Raw genomic sequence first — 16,341 nt, 5'->3', positions numbered from 1 at the left:
TCACTGTCCCGTGCGGCGGTGCCGGTATTGCAGCGCCACGACATAGGCCTTGGCGGGGCGGATCAGGAGGGCGGTGAGCAGGACGAGGAGGGTGGCGCCGATCGCAACCGGCGCCCAATCCGGCAGGTCGAAGGCGAAGCCGAGCCAGAGGGTTAGCGGCACCACGGTAAAGCCGAGGATGAAGATCAGAAAGACGGCCGGGCCATCACCGGAATCGACCTCCGAGAGGTCGAGATCGCAGGCCGCGCAGCGGTCGGCGACCGTCAGGAAGCCCTTGAACAGGGCACCCCGGCCGCAGCGCGGGCATTTGCAGCCCAGCGCCGCGGCCAGAGGAGAGACCGAGTCATCAGCCACCGAGGCTCAGTGCGCCGCGACGGCGCCACCATGACCGCCCCACCAGTAGATGGCGACGAACAGGAACAGCCAGACCGCGTCGACGAAGTGCCAGTACCAGGCTGCGGCCTCGAAGCCGAAATGGCTGTCCTTGGTGAAGTCGCCGCGCGCCGTCCGGAACCAGCACACCGCCAGGAAGATGGTGCCGACCAGCACATGGAAGCCGTGGAAGCCAGTGGCCATGTAGAAGGTCGAGGCGAAGACGCCGTCGGTGAAGCCGAACTCGGAGTGGGTGTATTCCCACAGCTGGATGCAGGTGAAGATGGCGCCGAGCAGCACGGTGATGCCGAGCGCCTTCGACGCCTCCTTCATGTGGCCTTCGACGATCTCGTGATGCGCCCAGGTCACGGTGCAGCCCGACAGCAGCAGCACCAGGGTCATCAGCAGCGGGAAGTGGAAGGCGTCGACCGCGGTGATGCCCTTCGGCGGCCAGACACCGCCGGTCGCCGCGACCCGGGCGTATTGCGAGGCCTCGCCGACGAACAGGCTGGAGTCGAAATAGGCCCAGAAGAATGCGACGAAGAACATCACCTCCGAGGCGATGAACAGCATCATGCCGTAACGCAGGCCCAGCTTCACCACCGGGGTGTGCAGCTTGCGGAAGGTGGCTTCCTTGATCACGTCGCGCCACCAGCCGAACATCACGGCCAGCACGCCCAGGAAGCCGGCGATCAGCAGGACCGGCCCTTCGTCATGCATGAACAGGACGCCGCCGATCGCCATGCAGCCTGCCGCGAGCGCGCCGAGCAGCGGCCATGGGCTGGGGTCGACCAGATGATAGGGATGCGGAACCGCGTTCAGTTCGTAGCTCGTCTCGTGCCTGTCGGCATGGACGTCGGTCGTGCTCATCCTCGTGCCCCTCTCGGTCTCTCGTCCGATATCCGCTTCGGTGTTCCGCCCGGGTGCTGCCGGCAGGCCGTCAGCCGTCGTTCTTGGCCGCACGATAATAGGCGGCCACCGCATTCTCCAGCGCCTTCGAGCGCTGGCCGTAGAAGGTGTAGGACAGGGTGATGGTGCGCACGTCGCTCAGGTTCGGCTGCGCGTCCATCGCCGCGTCGACATAGAAGTAGACCGGGAACTCCACCGTCTCGCCCGGCTGGATGATCTGCTCGGTGAAGCAGAAGCACTGCACCTTGGAGAAGTAGAGCCCGACCTTGTCCGGCGTCACGTTGTAGACCGCCTGGCCGGCGGTCGGCTCCTTGGCCGTGCTGGTGGCCTGGAAGTAGATCAGCGCCGGCTCGCCCAGCCGGACCTCGACCTCGCTCTGCTCGGCCTTGAAGGTCCAGGGCAGGCCGGCATCGGTGTTGGCGACGAAGCGGACCCGCACGGTGCGGTCCAGCACCTTGCCGGACACCGAATCGGCAACCTGGGTGGTGCCGCCATAGCCGGTGACCTGGCAGAACAGCCGGTACAGCGGCGACGAGGCGAAGGCCAGCACGCCCATCGAGAAGGCGACGCCGCACAGCGAGGTCAGGATGAGGCGGTTGCGGCGCCGGATCTTCGGATCCAGTTCGGCCATTTCAGTGCTCCGGCCCCATGCCAACCGTCGTCATCCCGGGCGCGACGCAGCACGAAGTGGTGCGCTGCAGACCCGGGATCTCTCGCAGGCCCGTGCGACATCCCGTGTCTGCGCAGCGGCACTCCGCGCCGCAGCGCGCACGGGATGACGGCAGGGAGTCCGACGACCGCCTCATGAACATCACCCGCCCTTCATCTTGACGATGGTGATCACGAAGATCAGCGCCACCCAGGCGACGAGGCCCAGGGCCAGCGCCAGGTTGCGGCCGCGCAGGCGGCGCCTTGCGTCGGGCGCCGGGGTTGCCGGCGGGATTGGTCTGGCGGCCATCTCAGAAATGCACCGCGGTGTGGTCGACGATCAGCAGGCCGAAGATCGCGAACAGGTAGAAGATCGAGAAACCGAACATCTGCTTGGCGGCGCGGTGGTTGGTGGCTGTGCCGTCCTCGCGCAGCACCCGCAGGGCGCACAGGATGAACAGCGCGCCGAGCAGGCCGGCGCCGATGCCGTAGGTCAGCCCGGCGGTGCCGACCAGCCAGGGGCCGAGCGCGAGCGGGAACAAGGCCAGCGTGTAGGCCAGCATCTGGCGCTTGGTCTCGCGCGCGCCGGACACCACCGGCAGCATCGGCACCCCGGCCTTGGCGTATTCCTCGCTGCGGAACAGCGCCAGCGCCCAGAAATGCGGCGGGGTCCACATGAAGATCAGGGCGAACAGCAGCATCGACGGCACGCTGATGTCGCCGGTCACGGCGGCCCAGCCGATCATCGGCGGGAACGACCCGGCGGCGCCGCCGATCACGATGTTCTGCGGCGTCCGTCGCTTCAGCCAGATGGTGTAGACGAAGATGTAGAAGGCCGAGGCCGAGGCCAGGACCAGGGCGGCGACCCAGTTCACCGCCAGCCCCATCACCAGCACGGCGGCGACCGACAGGAACACGCCGAAGGCCAGCGCCTCGGACGGCGCGATGCGGCCGCGCACGATCGGCCGGCCGCAGGTCCGGCTCATCACCGCGTCGATGTCGCGGTCGTACCACATGTTGATGGCACCGGCCGCGCCGGCGCCGACGGCGATGCACAGCACGGCGGTGGCGGCCAGGACCGGATGCAGATAACCCGGCGCCGCGATCAGCCCGGCGATGCCGGTGAAGACGACGAGCGTCATCACCCGCGGCTTCAACAGCGCGAGATAGTCCTGCCAGGTGGCGCCGCCTTCGGCCTCGGCCGCGGCGGTTCGGGCTGTCCGGTCCAGGGTCACGTCAACCATCATAAACCTCAAGCGGACCGGGCCGCACGGAGTATCCGCGCGGCCCGGCCCGGTCTCCTCTTTTTCTCAGCCTCGGGTCACTTGACCCGGGGCAGCTGCTCGAACTGGTGGAAGGGCGGCGGCGACGGCAGCGTCCACTCCAGCGTGGTGGCGCCTTCGCCCCAATAGTTGCTCTCCACCCGGCGGCCGTAGCGGATCGTGTAGAAGGCGATGCCGACGAACAGGAAGGCGGCCGCGACCGAGATATAGGCGCCGAAGGACGACACCATGTTCCAGCCGTGGAACGCGTCCGGATAGTCCGGCTGGCGCCGCGGCATGCCGGCCAGGCCCAGGAAATGCTGCGGGAAGAAGGTCAGGTTGACGCCGATGAACGTCATCCAGAAGTGGATCTTGCCCCAGGTCTCCGGGTACTGCCGGCCGGACATCTTGCCGATCCAGTAGTAGAAGCCGCCGAAGATCGAGAACACCGCGCCCAGCGACAGCACGTAGTGGAAGTGCGCGATGACGTAGTAGGTGTCGTGCAGGGCGGTGTCGATGCCGGCATTGGCCAGCACCACGCCGGTGACGCCGCCGATGGTGAACAGGAAGATGRAGCCGACGGCCCACAGCATTGGGGTCTTGAACTCGATCGACCCGCCCCACATCGTCGCGATCCAGGAGAAGATCTTGATGCCGGTCGGCACCGCGATGATCAGGGTGGCGGCGGTGAAGTAGGCGCGGGTGTCGACGTCGATGCCGGTGGTGAACATGTGGTGCGCCCACACGACGAAGCCGACGACGCCGATCGCGACCATGGCGTAGGCCATGCCGAGATAGCCGAACACCGGCTTCTTCGAGAAGGTCGACACGATGTGGCTGATCATGCCGAAGCCCGGCAGGATCATGATGTACACCTCGGGGTGCCCGAAGAACCAGAACAGGTGCTGGAACAGCAGCGGGTCGCCGCCGCCCTCGGGCTTGAAGAAGCTGGTGCCGAAGTTGCGGTCGGTGATCAGCATGGTGATGGCGCCGCCCAGCACCGGCACGGCCAGCAGCAGCAGGAAGGCGGTCACCAGCATCGACCAGACGAACAGCGGCATCTTGTGCAGCGTCATGCCCGGCGCGCGCATGTTGAAGATGGTGGTGATGAAGTTCACCGCGCCGAGGATCGAGGACGCGCCGGCCAGGTGAAGGGCGAAGATCGCCATGTCGACCGACGGCCCGGGCTGCCCGGCCTCGGACAGCGGCGGGTAGATGGTCCAGCCGGTGCCGGCGCCCTGACCGACGAAGGCGGAGCCGATCAGCAGGCAGAAGGCTGGGACCAGCAGCCAGAACGAGATGTTGTTCAGCCGCGGGAAGGCCATGTCCGGCGCGCCGATCATGATCGGCACGAACCAGTTGCCGAAGCCGCCGATCATCGCCGGCATGACCGTGAAGAAGATCATGATCAGGCCGTGGGCGGTGACGACGACGTTCCATTCCTGCCCGCCGGACAGGAACTGCATCCCCGGATTCTGCAGCTCGAGCCGCATGATCAGCGAGAACACGCCGCCGATCAGCCCCGCGCAGATCGCGAAGATCAGGTACAGCGTGCCGATGTCTTTGTGGTTGGTCGAGAACAGCCAGCGCTTGAAGAAGCCCGGCTTGTGATCGTGGTGGTGGTCGTCGTGACCGTGTGCTGCGGCGTGAGCCATCGTGTCAACCTCTTCCCCGTCCGGGGTTGCCTGTCGGGGCTGCGGCCCCGAGTGGGATCACTCCCCGATGGGGATCACTGCCCTGCCTGGGCCAGCTTGGTACGTGCCTGCGCCTCGTCCCAGGTCATGGTCAGAAGCTTCGGCTTCTCGGCCGGGTTCGGCCCGACCTTCTCGACGACCCACTTGTCGAAATCCGCCCGGCTGACCGCGTGCACCTCGATCGGCATGTAGGCGTGGTCGGTGCCGCACAGCTGCGAGCACTGGCCATAATAGACGCCGGGCTTGTCGATGCGGACCCAGGTCTCGTTGGTCCGGCCCGGGATCGCGTCCTTCTTCACGCCGAAGGCGGGTATTGCCCAGGAGTGGATGACGTCGCCGGCGGTGGTCAGGATCTGAATGTCGGTGTCGACCGGCAGCACCACCGGGTTGTCGACCGACAGCATCCGCACCTGATCCGGCTTCAGATCCTCGTCCTTCACCCCGTAGCTGGTGTATTCGGCGACCTTCTGGTCCGGATATTCGTAGCCCCAGTACCACTGGTAGCCATGGGCGATCAGGGTCATCTCGGGGTTCGGCGTGCGGTCGCCGGCGTAAAGCAGCCGGAACGACGGCACCACGATGACCAGCAGGATCAGGACCGGCGCGACCGTCCAGACCACCTCGATGATCGTGTTGTGCGCGGTCTTCGACGGCACCGGGTTGCGGTCGGCGCTGAAGCGCCACATCACATAGACCAGCAGCCCCAGCACGAACACCGTGAGCGCCACGATGATGACGAGGAGCAGGTTATGGAAGCTCGCCATCTGCTCCTTGACCGACGAGGCTGCTTCCTGGAAGCCGATCTGCCAGTTGTGCGGCGGGCCGTCGGCGAAGGCCGTGCCTGTGCCGAGGAGAAGCAGGGCCGACACCCCTGCCGCCAATTCACGCAGTCTGCCCGATCGCATGCCGTGCGCTCTTTCGTTATCGTTGTCGTTCCCACCCATGGCCCATGCCGGCTGTCGCCGGCAATGGACTCCGTCCGGCCTTATAGCGATGGAACCGCAAGGGTTGAAGCCCCCACGACATCGCCGGCCGCACGAAGCCGGGCCAATCCTGGCCAGGGCGAAAATACAGGGCGTTCCCTGGGGCAACAACAGGCTGTGCCGTCGCGCCCATCACGCAAATGGTCGCATCCCCTTGGCAAGCCGATTCGGCCGGCCGGAGCCGATCGGGGCTGGCCCCGGCCGGCGGGCGGCACTATGTCTGGAGTCCAGATCCGCTGACCGGAATTCCGTCATGAGCGCTCTCGACCAGACTGACGACCTGTTCTTCACCCAGGCCGGGCTCGACCGTGCCCGGCTCGAGCGGCTGGTCGGCGAAGCGCTGCAGGGCGCCGATGACGGCGAGCTGTTCCTGGAATACGTCCAGTCCGAGGGACTGAGCTGGGACGACGGCAAGCTGAAGAGCGCCAGCTTCGACACGTCGCAAGGCTTCGGCCTGCGCGCGGTGGCGGGCGAGACCACAGGCTACAGCCATGCCTCGACCCTGAGCGAGGACGCGGTCAAGCGGGCGGTGGAGACGGTGCGCGCGGTCCGCGCCGGCCATGGCGGCAGCCTGGCCGAGCCGCCGCAGGGCACCAACCGGCAGCTCTACACCGACGCCAACCCGCTTTCGGCCGTGCCGTTCGAGACCAAGGTCAAGGTTCTGGCCGAGATCGACGCCTATGCCCGGGCCAAGGATCCACGGGTGCGCCAGGTCAGCGCCTCGATCAGCGGCAACTGGCAGGCGGTGCGGATCGTCCGCGCCGATGGCCGCCACGCCGCCGATATCCGGCCGCTGGTCCGGGTCAACGTCTCGGTCGTGGTCGGCGACGGCGACCGGATGGAGAGCGGCAGCCACGGCGCCGGCGGCCGCACCGGCTACGATCTCTACCTCGAGCCGGGGCAGTGGCAGGCGGCGGTCGACGAAGCGCTGCGCCAGGCCCTGGTGCGGCTGGACGCGGTCGAAGCGCCGGCCGGCGAGATGACCGTGGTGCTGGGCTCCGGCTGGCCCGGCATCCTGCTGCACGAGGCGATCGGTCACGGCCTCGAGGGCGACTTCAACCGCAAGAAGACCTCCGCCTTCTCCGGCCTGATGGGCCAGCGCGTGGCGGCGCCCGGCGTCACCGTGATCGATGACGGCACCCTGCCGGACCGGCGCGGCAGTCTGACGGTGGACGACGAGGGCACCCCGACCGGCAGCACCACGCTGATCGAGGACGGCATCCTGGTCGGCTACATGCAGGACCGCATGAACGCCCGACTGATGGGCATGGCGCCGACCGGCAACGGCCGGCGGCAGAGCTACGCCCACCACCCGATGCCGCGGATGACCAACACCATCATGCTCGGCGGCAAGACGCCCGCGGCCGAGATCCTGGCCTCGGTCAAGCGCGGCCTCTACGCCGTCAACTTCGCCGGCGGCCAGGTCGATATCACCAACGGCAAGTTCGTGTTCTCCGCCTCCGAGGCCTATCTGATCGAGGATGGGAAGATCGGCCCGGCGGTGAAGGGCGCGACCCTGATCGGCAACGGGCCTGACGCGCTGACCAAGGTGTCGATGGTCGGCGACGACATGGCGCTCGACCCCGGCATCGGCACCTGCGGCAAGGAAGGCCAGGGTGTGCCGGTCGGCGTTGGCCAGCCGACTTTGCGCATCGACGGGCTGACCGTGGGCGGCACCCGGGCCTGATCGCCGCCCCATCGGATCGGCTAACCTCGGGCTGGGCATTCTCTACGGTCGGCAATAAGCAGCTACCGCTCCGCTTCGGTGAATTTCTGAAATCTGCATATGATGTTATGAAGTGCCCGGGACTTGCGGCTCTACGTCGATTAAATCGGACGATTGGCTTTTTGGACTCTTTAGATGACGACACATAATGTTTTCCTTGATTCACTCTGCCTCATCATCCAATTATATAAAAAGCGTTTCAATTCGAGACGCAGATTTGAGAAGCGGTATTTGAGGAGCTCGTTATGCGGATCCCGGTTTGTTTCTTGGTCGGCGCAACAATCGCCGTTCTCGCGCCCAGCAGCGTTGTTATGGCCGCGACGGCGACCACAAGCTTCCTGGTCACGGCGACCGTGCTGAAGTTCTGCACGGTTTTGGCGACGCCGCTGGCATTCGGCAATTACACCAGCTCGGCGGATGCGCTCAGCACCTCCACCATCACCGTCACCTGCACGGCCGGCACCGGTTATAACATCGGGCTCAACGCCGGCGCGGCTGCCGGCGCCACCGTGACCACGCGGCAAATGTCGGGCACGACCGTCACCGCCGCCCGACTGGACTACTTCCTGTACAGCGACAGCGGCCGCACCACGAACTGGGGCAACACCGTGGGCACCGACACCGTCAGTCTCACCGCCGGCGCGGTGCCCATCATCTCGACCGTCTACGGCCGCGTTCCGGCCGGCCAGTTCGTCGCTCCCGATGCGTATCTGGATACGATCGGCGTCACGGTCACTTACTGACAGGGGGCGGTCCATGACGGCGATACGCCGACGCCTCGCCCTGGCCGTGGCAGCGTGGGCGTCCTTGTGCCTCGCCGGCACGGCAGTCCAGGCCGGCGGGCTCGAGGTGGCGCCGATCGGCGTCGACTTCGCCGCCGGCCAGATGGCGCAGACCATCACCGTCACCAACCGGGCCACCGCGCCGGCGACGGTACAGTTGCGCACCTTCGACTGGTCGCAGCCCGGCGGCATTGACCGGCTGGCCCCGACCGACGCAGTGGTCGCGAGCCCGCCGATCGTCACCATTCCGCCGGGGCGGGAGCAGGTGATCCGCGTGCTGCTGCGCCGGCCGGCCGGAGCCGCGGAGAAGAGCTACCGGCTGATGGTCGAGGAGATCCCGGTGCCGGTGCCGGGCCAGATCAACCTGGCGCTGCATCTGTCGCTGCCGATCTTCGTCTCCGCGGCAGCCCCCGGGCAGGCCAAGATCACCTGGTCGGCGCGGCCGGCGGGGGGCGGGGTGGTCGAGCTCGCGGCCCGCAATGACGGCACCAGGCACGCCAAGTTCGACGGGTTGACCATTGCCACCCGCGGCGGCGCGGCCAGCCAGGCCTTCAGCGGCTATGTCCTACCGGGGCAGGAGAAGCGCTGGCGCATCCCGCTGCGCGGGCTGGACCGGGCCGGTCAGGTCACGCTGCGCGGCGCGGGGGACCAGGGCGGGGTCGATGCCACGATCGCCCTGGACGGCAGCCCGTAGGGCAGGTGCCATGCTGGCGGCTGCCGGGTGGCTGGCGGCCATCCCGGCGGCGGCGGCGGACCGCGCCCTCTATCTCGACGTCACCGTCAACGGCCAGAGCCAGCAGCTGATCGGGGGCTTCGTGGAGCGCGACGGCACCCTCTATGCGACGGCGCAGGAACTGCAGGCCGTGGGCGTGCGGCCACCGGAAGGCGTCGACCCGAGCGCGGACGGGCTGCTGCCGCTGTCCGCCATCCCCGGCCTGCAATACGACTATGACGAGTCGGCTCAGGCGGTGCGCATCGATCTGCCGGAGGCGGGGCGGCAGCCGGTGGAGATCGGAGCGCGCGACACCCGGATCAGCCAGGCCGAGAGCGACTACGGGCTGCTGCTCAACTACGACTTGATCGGCACCCGGGGCGAGGGCTCGACCTACGGCTCCGGCGTGGTGGAAGGCCGCGTCTTCGGCCCGCTCGGCGTGCTCGACACCAGCTTCCTCGGCAATATCGGTACCGGCGGCAGGCAGGATGACGGGGTGATTCGGCTGGACACCACCTGGACCTGGTCCGACCCCGGCGCGCTGCGCCGCTATCGGCTGGGCGACTTCATCAGCGGCGGCCTGGCCTGGACTCGGCCGGTGCGGATGGCCGGCGCCCAGGTCGACCGGGATTTCGCGATGCGGCCCGACCTCATCACCTTCCCGGTGCCGGCCTTCGGCGGCGACGCCGCGGTGCCGTCCACCGTCGACGTCTACCTCAACAACGTGAAGCAGTTCACGACCGAGGTGAAGCCGGGCCCGTTCGAGATCAACAGCCTGCCGGTGCTGACCGGCGGCGGCGACGCCCGGGTGGTGGTGCGCGACGCGCTGGGGCGCGAGACGGTGCAGACGCTGCCCTTCTACGCCAGCCGCAACCTGCTGCGCGAAGGCCTCGCCGACTATTCTTTCGAAGCCGGCTCGATCCGACGGCGCTATGGCGAGGCCAGTGCCGACTATTCCGGCTTCGCCGGCATCGGCTCGCTGCGCTACGGCCTCTACGACAGCCTCACCCTGGAGGGCCATGTCGAGACCAGCCGCGACCTGGTCCTGGGCGGCGCCGGCTTGGTCTATGGCGTCGGCACGCTCGGCACCGTCAACGTCGCGGTGTCGGGCAGCCGCTCCAGCGGCGATTCGGGCCTGCAATACGCGATCGGGGCCGAGCATCTCGAGCCGCGCTGGAGCGTCGGCCTGCAGCGCACCGGCACCGTCGGGGTCTACCGCGACCTGGCGGCGGTGGACGACCGCAACCGGCTGCGCAGCAGCACCCAGATCAACGCCAGCCTCAACCTCGACCGCTGGGGGTCGCTCGGCGTTGCCTATGTCGATCTCGACCGGACCGATTTCGGCCGGACGCGGATCGCCTCGGGCAACTACAGCCTGACGCTGTTCGATGACATCCAACTGGTGGCCACCAGCTTCCTCGACCTCGACGACGGTTCGAACGCCGGGGTGATGGTGTCGCTCACCGTTCCCCTCGGCCGCGAGACCAGCGTCGGCGTCGACGCCACGGCCCAGAACGGCCAGCGCTGGCTGACCCAGCGCGCCAGCTACGTCCAGGACACCGGCGTGTCCGACCGCGGTCTGGTGGTGAACGCCCAGGCCAGCGAAGGCGACCTGCGCCGCTATTACGGCCAGGTCGACTACCGCACGGCGCTGGCCGATTTCACCGTCGCGGGCGACCAGATCGACGGCCAGACCAGCGTCCGCGGCGAGGTTCGCGGCTCGCTCACCTATGCCGGCGGCGGGGTGTTCGCCGGCCAGCGCATCGACGACAGCTTCGCCGTGGTCGACACCGGCGTGCCCGATGTCGGCGTGACGCTGGAAAACCGGCCGGTCGGCCGCACCGACGCCAACGGCCAGTTGCTGGTCCGCGGCCTGCGCGCCTATGAGGCGAACAAGATGGCGATCGACGTGACCGATCTGCCGGCCGATGCCGCCTTCGAGGACACCCGCCGGTTGGTGACCCCGGCCGACCGCAGCGGCATCGTCGTCCCGTTCCCGGTCCGTGTCGGCGACGCCGCCACCATCCTGATCCAACGCCCGGACGGCAGCGCAGTGCCGCCCGGCTCGATGCTGGCGCTGGACGGCGGCGGGGCGGAGCCGCTGCCGGTCGGCTATGACGGGCTGGGCTACGCCACCGGCCTGCAGCCGGAGAATGCCGGCACGGTCACCCTGCCGGACGGCAGCCAGTGCCGCATCGCCTTCGCCTTCGCGCCCGCGCCGGGCGAGATCCCCCAGATCGGTCCCGTCACCTGCGGAGGAACGCCATGAGACGATCCCTGCTGTGGAGCCTGCCCGCGGCTCTGGTCTGCCTCCTGGCGGGTCGTCCGGCCTTCGCCCTCGGTGAAAGCTGCTCGGTGACCGCGACCGCGCTCGCCTTCGGCAATTTCGCGCCGCTTTCGGGCACGGTGCTGGACGCGACGTCGACGATCACGGTGACCTGCGTCTGCCCGGTGCTGTGCCTCGGCATCAACTACACCGTCGCGGTCAGCACCGGCGGGTCGGGCACCTTCTCACCGCGGCGAATGAGCGCCGGGACGCCGACGCTGGCCTATAACGGCTACACCGCCGCCCCCCGGACCACGGTCTGGGGCGACGGCAGCGGCAGCACCGCAGTGCAGGCGCGCTGCCGGCTGGTCGGCGCCATCGGCAGCAGCTGGGTCGAGCCGATCACCTTCTACGGGCGGATCCCGGTCAACACCGCCGCGATCCCGGCCAGCTACACCGACACGCTGAACGTGACGGTGACTTATACCGGTATCTCGCTCTGCCTCTTGTAGCCGCTGGCCGGTTAAGCTGGGCCAGAGACGCAGCCAGGGAGGAGCGCATGATCGCCGTGATTTTCGAGGTCGAGCCGGCGGAGGGCCGGTTCGACGACTATCTCGACCACGCCGCCCGGCTGCGCCCGGTGCTGGAGCAGATGCCCGGCTTCATCTCGGTCGAGCGCTTCCGCAGCCTGACCAACCCGGAGAAGCTGCTGTCGCTGTCCTTCTGGGAGGACGAGGCGGCCGTGGCCGGCTGGCGCAACCGGGCCGAGCACCGCGCCGCCCAGGCCGCCGGCCGGGCCGGCATCTTCCAGGGCTACCGCCTGCGCATCGCCGCGGTGCTGCGCGACTACGAGATGGACGAGCGACGCGAGCAGGCCCCGGCCGATTCGCCGTTCTAAGGGGCGGCCGACAGGTCGGTCCGGCTGAAATCGTTGCCCTTGAACAGGAGGGTCTCACCCCTCGTCGCGGCGAGGGCATAGGCGAAGCAGTCGCCATAGTTAAGCCCGGCCGGGTGCCGGCCCTTGCCGAAGCGGCGCCACGCACGCCGCGCCATCTGGGCTTGGTCGCCATCCACCGGAACGATTTCGGCGTCGAGCTTGTGGAGCCAGAGGTCGAATTCTCGGCCGCCCGCATCTCCCAGCCGTGACTCGATCACGATAGCCGCCTCGACCAAAGTCGCGGGCGAGATCAGCCGAACCGGATCTGCCGCGATGCGTCGCTCGAAATCCGGCGCCTCCGGCTCGTTGAGCAAGATGGCGAGGATCGCCGAGGTGTCGATCACCATCAGCGCGGCAGCCCGTCCTCGTCATAGCCCAGGATCTCGTCCGGGCTGCGGCGATCCAGGATGGGCAGGGCGGCCACCCGCTTGCGGATGACGGCCATCTCCTCGAGCAGCAACGGCGCTTTCTTGGCACCGACCACCCGCCGAAGCCGATCCTCCAGGGCGCGCCGGGTGGCCTCCGTGATCGATTCACCGGTCCGTCGTGCCAATTCGCGGGCCAGCGTCTCGGTTTCGGGATCCTTGATGCTGAGAGCCATGGATGGTTCCTAGGTAGCCTCCCAGGCAGAATATACCTGGCGGGCCACCGATGCCACCGTAACGTCTCACCCTAGCCCAGGGACCTGCGGATAGGCGGGGTCATCCCAATCCGGGTGCTCGTGCCATTGCGGGGCGTCGCCGGCGATCGCGTAGTAGTCGCCCTTGTCGGCGGTGTAGAGATGGCCGCCGATGCCGAGGCCGGTGGCGCCGTCCAGCGTGCCGGCGGCGATGCTGACAGTGCGGGCCTGCGCCATCCGCCAGAACAGGCTGGCGCCGCATTCGCCGCAGAAGCCGCGCTCGGCTGCGCGGGAGGAGCGGTACCAGCGCAGCGTGCGGTCGCTCTCCAGCACCAGATCGCCGGCGGCGCAGGCGGTGAAGGCGGCGAAATGGCCGGAGGTGCGGCGGCACTGGCCGCAATGGCAGGTCACCACCTGGCGCAGCGGCCCGGTCACCCGATAGCGCACCCCGCCGCACAGGCAGCGGCCCGTGTGGTCCGTCATCTCTCGCCTCCTTCCATCGCCGACGACCAGGGTGCGGCCGTCAGGCCGCCGTCATTGTGCCGGACCCGTCCCGCGATGTCGCAGTCGCGCCACCGTTCTGTCGCGTCTGGCCTTGCCAAGGCCCCGCGGCCTCCCGATATTCGAGACAGCCGTCCGGATCCCCCGGGCGGCGGACGTTCTCAGGGCGGGGTGAAAGTCCCCACCGGCGGTAATGGCGCGATCCCTCGGGACAGCGCACAAGCCCGCGAGCGCCTGCCGGGTCAACCGGCAGGGTCAGCAGATTCGGTCAGAATCCGAAGCCGACGGTCATAGTCCGGATGAAAGAGAACGGGGACGGCAGGCCGGGCACGAGTCCTGGTGGTCGGTCCCGTATGCCCTGATTCTGGTCCGTTGCATGAGGATGACCATGAATCAGCCCCTGTCTTCTGCTTCCCGCACCGACGCGCCCCGCATCGCCTTCATCCAGGCGTGCTGGCACCGCGACATCGTCGACCAGTGCAAGACCGCTTTCCTGGCCGAGATAGCCCAGGCTGGCGCCGCCGCGCCGGAGGTCGACCTGTTCGAGGTGCCGGGCGTGTTCGAGATCCCGCTGCACGCCCAGCTGCTGGCCAAGACCGGCCGCTACGACGCCATCGTCGCCACCGGCTTCATCGTCGACGGCGGCATCTACCGGCACGAATTCGTGTCGACCGCGGTGATCGACGCGCTGATGCGGGTGCAGCTCGACACCGAGGTGCCGGTGCTGTCCGCGGTGCTGACGCCGCAGCGCTTCCACGAGCACGAGGCCCACACCGCCTTCTTCCGCGAGCATTTCCTGGTCAAGGGCAAGGAGGCGGCGGAGGCCGCGCTCAAGACCATCGCCGCGGTGGCGAAGCTGCGCGGCAAGGGCCTGCGCGCGGCGGCCTGAGCCGCACGGGCCGCGTAGGTTGGGTTCGCGGAGCGAACCCAACACGGCGGTTGTGATTGCCGCGAAATGCTGGGTTCGCTCTCGCGAACCCAGCCTACGCGAACCCTTTTATCCCGCCACCCGCCCGAAGCCGATGCGGGCGACGCCGTAGCGGCGCTCGTCAAGCAGGGCGAGGCCGTCCACCGCCGGCTCGTCGGCAGCGGTCTCGGCCACCACCAGGCAGCCGGGGGCCAGCCAGCCGGCGGCGGACAGCGCCTTGATCGCCGGGCCGATCAGCCCCTGGCGGTAGGGCGGGTCGAGGAACAAGAGCGTCGCCTGCGCCCGGGCCGGCGGCGGCTTCAGCGCGTCGGCGCGCAGCAGATGGGCGCGCGCCGTCTCGCCCAGCGTCTCGGCATTCTTCCGGGCGAAGCCCAGCGCCGCGGCCGAGCTGTCGAACAGCCAGGCCTCGGCGGCGCCGCGCGACAGCGCCTCGAAGGCCAGGGCCCCGGTGCCGGCGAAAGCGTCTAGCACCACCGCATCGGTGACGGCGTCGCCGTCATCGGGGCCGTAGCCGGCATGGGCCAGGATGTTGAACACCGCCTCGCGCACCCGCTCGCCGGTGGGGCGGGTGGCGCGGTCCGGCGGGGCGGCGAGGGCGCGGCCCCTATGACGGCCGGCGACGAGGCGCAGGGGCATGGCGGGACGCGGGACCGGTCGCGGGCTTCGAGCCTGTCGGCTTGGTGGGCGCCGGCTTGGCGGCTATCGGCTTAGGCGCCGGCTTGCGCGTCGGCCGCTCCTCCTCATGGGTCGTCAGCCAGCGGCCCAGCTGGTCGCGCAGCACCGAGGCCTTGATCTCCTCGGCCTCGCCCTTCTCCAGGATGCCGAGCTGGAAGGGGCCGTAGGCGACGCGGATCAGCCGGTTCACGTCCAGGCCGATCGCTTCCATCACCTTGCGCACCTCGCGGTTCTTGCCCTCGCGCAGGGTGATGGTCAGCCAGGCATTGGCGCCCTGCACCTTGTCCAGCGCCGCCTCGATCGGGCCGTAGTGGACCCCGGAGACGGTGATGCCCTTGGCCAGGCCGGCCAGCTTCGCCGGGTCGGGGGTGCCGTGCACCCGCACGCGGTAGCGCCGCGGCCAGCCGGTCGACGGCAGCTCCAGCCGGCGCGACAACTCGCCGTCATTGGTCAGCAGCAGCAGGCCTTCGCTGTTCAGGTCCAGCCGGCCGATCGAGACCACGCGCGGCAGCTCCTCCGGCAGGCTGTCGAACACGGTCCGGCGGCCCTGCGGGTCGGACCGGGTGGTCACCAGCCCCGCCGGCTTGTGGTAGCGCCACAGCCGGGTGCGCTCGGGCTCCGGCACCGGCACGCCATCGACGCTCAGCACCGCGCCCGGCGGCACCACCACGGCCGGCGTCTCCAACACCTTGCCGTCCAGCGCCACGCGGCCCTCGGCGATCCAGCGCTCAGCCTCGCGGCGCGAGCACATGCCGGCCCGCGCCAGTACCTTGGCGACGCGCTCGCCGTCCTTCTCGCCGCCATCCTTGAAGGTGGCCTTGGGTTTTCCGGCGGGCGTCGCGGCGCCTGTCGCGGCCGGGTCGCCCGCCGTCTTCCCGACGGTGGTCATGGGGGTCTTGCTCATCGCCCTTGTCTAGCGCGAAGCGCCCGGCCAGGGTTAGCACGAAACTCGAGGATCTGACCCGTGCCCGCCGACCCGCCAGCCCCCGATCCGGCCGACACCTATATGCGCTTGGCACTCGACGAGGCGGCGGCGGCTGCTGCGCGCGGCGAGGTGCCGGTCGGCGCGGTGCTGGTCGAGGCCGCGACCGGCGCGGTGCTGGCCCGGGCCGGCAATCGGGTGGAGGAGCTGGCGGACCCGACCGCCCATGCCGAGGTGCTGGCGATCCGCGAGGCCGGCCGGCTGCGCGGCCGGCCGCGGCTGCCGGACTGCGATCTCTACGTCACGCTCGAGCCCTGCGCGCTGTGCGCCGGCGCGATCTCCTTCGCACGTCTCCGCCGGGTGGTGTTCGCCGCCCTCGACCCGAAGGGCGGCGCGGTCCTGCAC

General features: G+C 69.0%; 20 protein-coding genes and 1 riboswitch. Of the genes, 8 read left to right on the top strand and 12 right to left on the bottom strand.

Annotated elements, in window-relative coordinates; translation table 11 throughout:
• From AB4Z01_RS08210 to coxB, 7 genes are all read right to left on the bottom strand, one after another.
• On the bottom strand, positions 1-354 hold the full coding sequence (locus AB4Z01_RS08210) for a DUF983 domain-containing protein (protein WP_441692332.1): 354 nt from the start codon (positions 352-354) through the stop codon (positions 1-3).
• Between the two features lie 6 nt (positions 355-360).
• Positions 361-1,242, bottom strand: a complete 882-nt coding sequence (locus AB4Z01_RS08205) for a cytochrome c oxidase subunit 3 (RefSeq protein WP_441692330.1) — start codon at positions 1,240-1,242, stop codon at positions 361-363.
• 70 nt (positions 1,243-1,312) lie between these two features.
• The gene (locus AB4Z01_RS08200) at positions 1,313-1,912 is read right to left on the bottom strand and encodes a cytochrome c oxidase assembly protein (RefSeq protein ID WP_441692328.1); all 600 of its coding nucleotides are present in this window, start codon (positions 1,910-1,912) and stop codon (positions 1,313-1,315) included.
• 180 nt (positions 1,913-2,092) lie between these two features.
• Positions 2,093-2,239 carry a hypothetical protein gene (locus tag AB4Z01_RS08195; RefSeq protein WP_441692326.1) on the bottom strand — a complete coding sequence of 49 codons (147 nt, stop codon included), beginning with the start codon at positions 2,237-2,239 and terminating at the stop codon, positions 2,093-2,095.
• A gap of 1 nt (position 2,240) precedes the next feature.
• Positions 2,241-3,173: a heme o synthase gene (locus tag AB4Z01_RS08190; protein ID WP_441692324.1), complete on the bottom strand. Its 933-nt coding sequence runs from the start codon at positions 3,171-3,173 to the stop codon at positions 2,241-2,243.
• A gap of 77 nt (positions 3,174-3,250) precedes the next feature.
• Positions 3,251-4,846 (bottom strand): cytochrome c oxidase subunit I, encoded by a 1,596-nt coding sequence (ctaD, locus tag AB4Z01_RS08185; protein ID WP_441692323.1) that lies wholly within the window; start codon positions 4,844-4,846, stop codon positions 3,251-3,253.
• A gap of 74 nt (positions 4,847-4,920) precedes the next feature.
• Complete coding sequence (gene coxB / locus AB4Z01_RS08180; RefSeq protein ID WP_441692322.1) at positions 4,921-5,754, bottom strand: cytochrome c oxidase subunit II; 834 nt, start codon at positions 5,752-5,754, stop codon at positions 4,921-4,923.
• A 367-nt stretch (positions 5,755-6,121) separates the two neighbouring features.
• Here coxB and tldD point away from each other — a divergent pair, with 367 nt between their 5' ends.
• From tldD to AB4Z01_RS08150, 6 genes are all read left to right on the top strand, one after another.
• Complete coding sequence (tldD, locus tag AB4Z01_RS08175; protein WP_441692320.1) at positions 6,122-7,555, top strand: metalloprotease TldD; 1,434 nt, start codon at positions 6,122-6,124, stop codon at positions 7,553-7,555.
• A 284-nt stretch (positions 7,556-7,839) separates the two neighbouring features.
• Complete coding sequence (locus AB4Z01_RS08170; protein WP_441692318.1) at positions 7,840-8,337, top strand: Csu type fimbrial protein; 498 nt, start codon at positions 7,840-7,842, stop codon at positions 8,335-8,337.
• A 13-nt stretch (positions 8,338-8,350) separates the two neighbouring features.
• On the top strand, positions 8,351-9,070 hold the full coding sequence (locus AB4Z01_RS08165; RefSeq protein ID WP_441692316.1) for a fimbrial biogenesis chaperone: 720 nt from the start codon (positions 8,351-8,353) through the stop codon (positions 9,068-9,070).
• 10 nt (positions 9,071-9,080) lie between these two features.
• Entirely contained in the window at positions 9,081-11,357 is a 2,277-nt protein-coding gene (locus AB4Z01_RS08160; protein ID WP_441692315.1) for a fimbria/pilus outer membrane usher protein, read from the top strand.
• Positions 11,354-11,866 (top strand): Csu type fimbrial protein, encoded by a 513-nt coding sequence (locus AB4Z01_RS08155; protein WP_441692313.1) that lies wholly within the window; start codon positions 11,354-11,356, stop codon positions 11,864-11,866. The genes AB4Z01_RS08160 and AB4Z01_RS08155 overlap by 4 nt, the downstream gene beginning before the upstream one ends.
• A 47-nt stretch (positions 11,867-11,913) precedes the next feature.
• On the top strand, positions 11,914-12,252 hold the full coding sequence (locus AB4Z01_RS08150) for an antibiotic biosynthesis monooxygenase family protein (RefSeq protein ID WP_441692311.1): 339 nt from the start codon (positions 11,914-11,916) through the stop codon (positions 12,250-12,252).
• Here the strand turns inward: AB4Z01_RS08150 and AB4Z01_RS08145 are convergent.
• The 3 genes from AB4Z01_RS08145 to AB4Z01_RS08135 form a co-directional block, all read right to left on the bottom strand.
• Complete coding sequence (locus AB4Z01_RS08145) at positions 12,249-12,638, bottom strand: type II toxin-antitoxin system VapC family toxin (protein WP_441692310.1); 390 nt, start codon at positions 12,636-12,638, stop codon at positions 12,249-12,251. The genes AB4Z01_RS08150 and AB4Z01_RS08145 overlap by 4 nt on opposite strands.
• The gene (locus AB4Z01_RS08140; protein WP_441692308.1) at positions 12,638-12,892 is read right to left on the bottom strand and encodes a type II toxin-antitoxin system VapB family antitoxin; all 255 of its coding nucleotides are present in this window, start codon (positions 12,890-12,892) and stop codon (positions 12,638-12,640) included. Before AB4Z01_RS08140 ends, AB4Z01_RS08145 begins: the two co-directional genes overlap by 1 nt.
• A gap of 66 nt (positions 12,893-12,958) precedes the next feature.
• Positions 12,959-13,393: a GFA family protein gene (locus tag AB4Z01_RS08135; RefSeq protein ID WP_441692306.1), complete on the bottom strand. Its 435-nt coding sequence runs from the start codon at positions 13,391-13,393 to the stop codon at positions 12,959-12,961.
• A gap of 171 nt (positions 13,394-13,564) precedes the next feature.
• A riboswitch (FMN riboswitch) is annotated at positions 13,565-13,726 on the top strand.
• A 73-nt stretch (positions 13,727-13,799) separates the two neighbouring features.
• Between AB4Z01_RS08135 and AB4Z01_RS08130 the strand changes: the two genes are divergently transcribed.
• Positions 13,800-14,300, top strand: a complete 501-nt coding sequence (locus tag AB4Z01_RS08130; RefSeq protein ID WP_441692304.1) for a 6,7-dimethyl-8-ribityllumazine synthase — start codon at positions 13,800-13,802, stop codon at positions 14,298-14,300.
• Positions 14,301-14,408: 108 nt separating this feature from the next.
• Here AB4Z01_RS08130 and rsmD read toward each other — a convergent pair whose 3' ends face one another.
• Both rsmD and AB4Z01_RS08120 read right to left on the bottom strand, forming a co-directional pair.
• The gene (rsmD, locus tag AB4Z01_RS08125) at positions 14,409-14,975 is read right to left on the bottom strand and encodes a 16S rRNA (guanine(966)-N(2))-methyltransferase RsmD (protein ID WP_441692302.1); all 567 of its coding nucleotides are present in this window, start codon (positions 14,973-14,975) and stop codon (positions 14,409-14,411) included.
• A complete protein-coding gene (locus tag AB4Z01_RS08120; RefSeq protein WP_441692300.1) occupies positions 14,944-15,918 on the bottom strand; it encodes a pseudouridine synthase in 975 nt (324 codons plus the stop codon). The genes rsmD and AB4Z01_RS08120 overlap by 32 nt, the downstream gene beginning before the upstream one ends.
• Before the next feature lie 102 nt (positions 15,919-16,020).
• On the opposite strand from AB4Z01_RS08120, the gene AB4Z01_RS08115 reads away from it, so the two are divergent.
• The coding region (locus AB4Z01_RS08115; RefSeq protein ID WP_441692467.1) for a nucleoside deaminase at positions 16,021-16,341 on the top strand (321 nt) is incomplete at its 3' end.

The sequence above is a fragment of the Inquilinus sp. YAF38 genome, from assembly GCF_052113205.1.
Classification (GTDB): Bacteria; Pseudomonadota; Alphaproteobacteria; order DSM-16000; family Inquilinaceae; genus Inquilinus.
This window is presented reverse-complemented; position numbering and strand designations above follow the sequence as displayed.

Coding starts and splice junctions, on each gene's coding strand:
- AB4Z01_RS08205 (WP_441692330.1), bottom strand. CDS start 1,242: ATGAGCACGACCGACGTCCATGCCGACAGGCACGAGACGAGCTACGAA.
- AB4Z01_RS08200 (WP_441692328.1), bottom strand. CDS start 1,912: ATGGCCGAACTGGATCCGAAGATCCGGCGCCGCAACCGCCTCATCCTG.
- AB4Z01_RS08195 (WP_441692326.1), bottom strand. CDS start 2,239: ATGGCCGCCAGACCAATCCCGCCGGCAACCCCGGCGCCCGACGCAAGG.
- AB4Z01_RS08190 (WP_441692324.1), bottom strand. CDS start 3,173: ATGGTTGACGTGACCCTGGACCGGACAGCCCGAACCGCCGCGGCCGAG.
- tldD (WP_441692320.1), top strand. CDS start 6,122: ATGAGCGCTCTCGACCAGACTGACGACCTGTTCTTCACCCAGGCCGGG.
- AB4Z01_RS08170 (WP_441692318.1), top strand. CDS start 7,840: ATGCGGATCCCGGTTTGTTTCTTGGTCGGCGCAACAATCGCCGTTCTC.
- AB4Z01_RS08165 (WP_441692316.1), top strand. CDS start 8,351: ATGACGGCGATACGCCGACGCCTCGCCCTGGCCGTGGCAGCGTGGGCG.
- AB4Z01_RS08160 (WP_441692315.1), top strand. CDS start 9,081: ATGCTGGCGGCTGCCGGGTGGCTGGCGGCCATCCCGGCGGCGGCGGCG.
- AB4Z01_RS08155 (WP_441692313.1), top strand. CDS start 11,354: ATGAGACGATCCCTGCTGTGGAGCCTGCCCGCGGCTCTGGTCTGCCTC.
- AB4Z01_RS08150 (WP_441692311.1), top strand. CDS start 11,914: ATGATCGCCGTGATTTTCGAGGTCGAGCCGGCGGAGGGCCGGTTCGAC.
- AB4Z01_RS08145 (WP_441692310.1), bottom strand. CDS start 12,638: ATGGTGATCGACACCTCGGCGATCCTCGCCATCTTGCTCAACGAGCCG.
- AB4Z01_RS08140 (WP_441692308.1), bottom strand. CDS start 12,892: ATGGCTCTCAGCATCAAGGATCCCGAAACCGAGACGCTGGCCCGCGAA.
- AB4Z01_RS08135 (WP_441692306.1), bottom strand. CDS start 13,393: ATGACGGACCACACGGGCCGCTGCCTGTGCGGCGGGGTGCGCTATCGG.
- AB4Z01_RS08130 (WP_441692304.1), top strand. CDS start 13,800: ATGAATCAGCCCCTGTCTTCTGCTTCCCGCACCGACGCGCCCCGCATC.
- rsmD (WP_441692302.1), bottom strand. CDS start 14,975: ATGCCCCTGCGCCTCGTCGCCGGCCGTCATAGGGGCCGCGCCCTCGCC.
- AB4Z01_RS08120 (WP_441692300.1), bottom strand. CDS start 15,918: ATGAGCAAGACCCCCATGACCACCGTCGGGAAGACGGCGGGCGACCCG.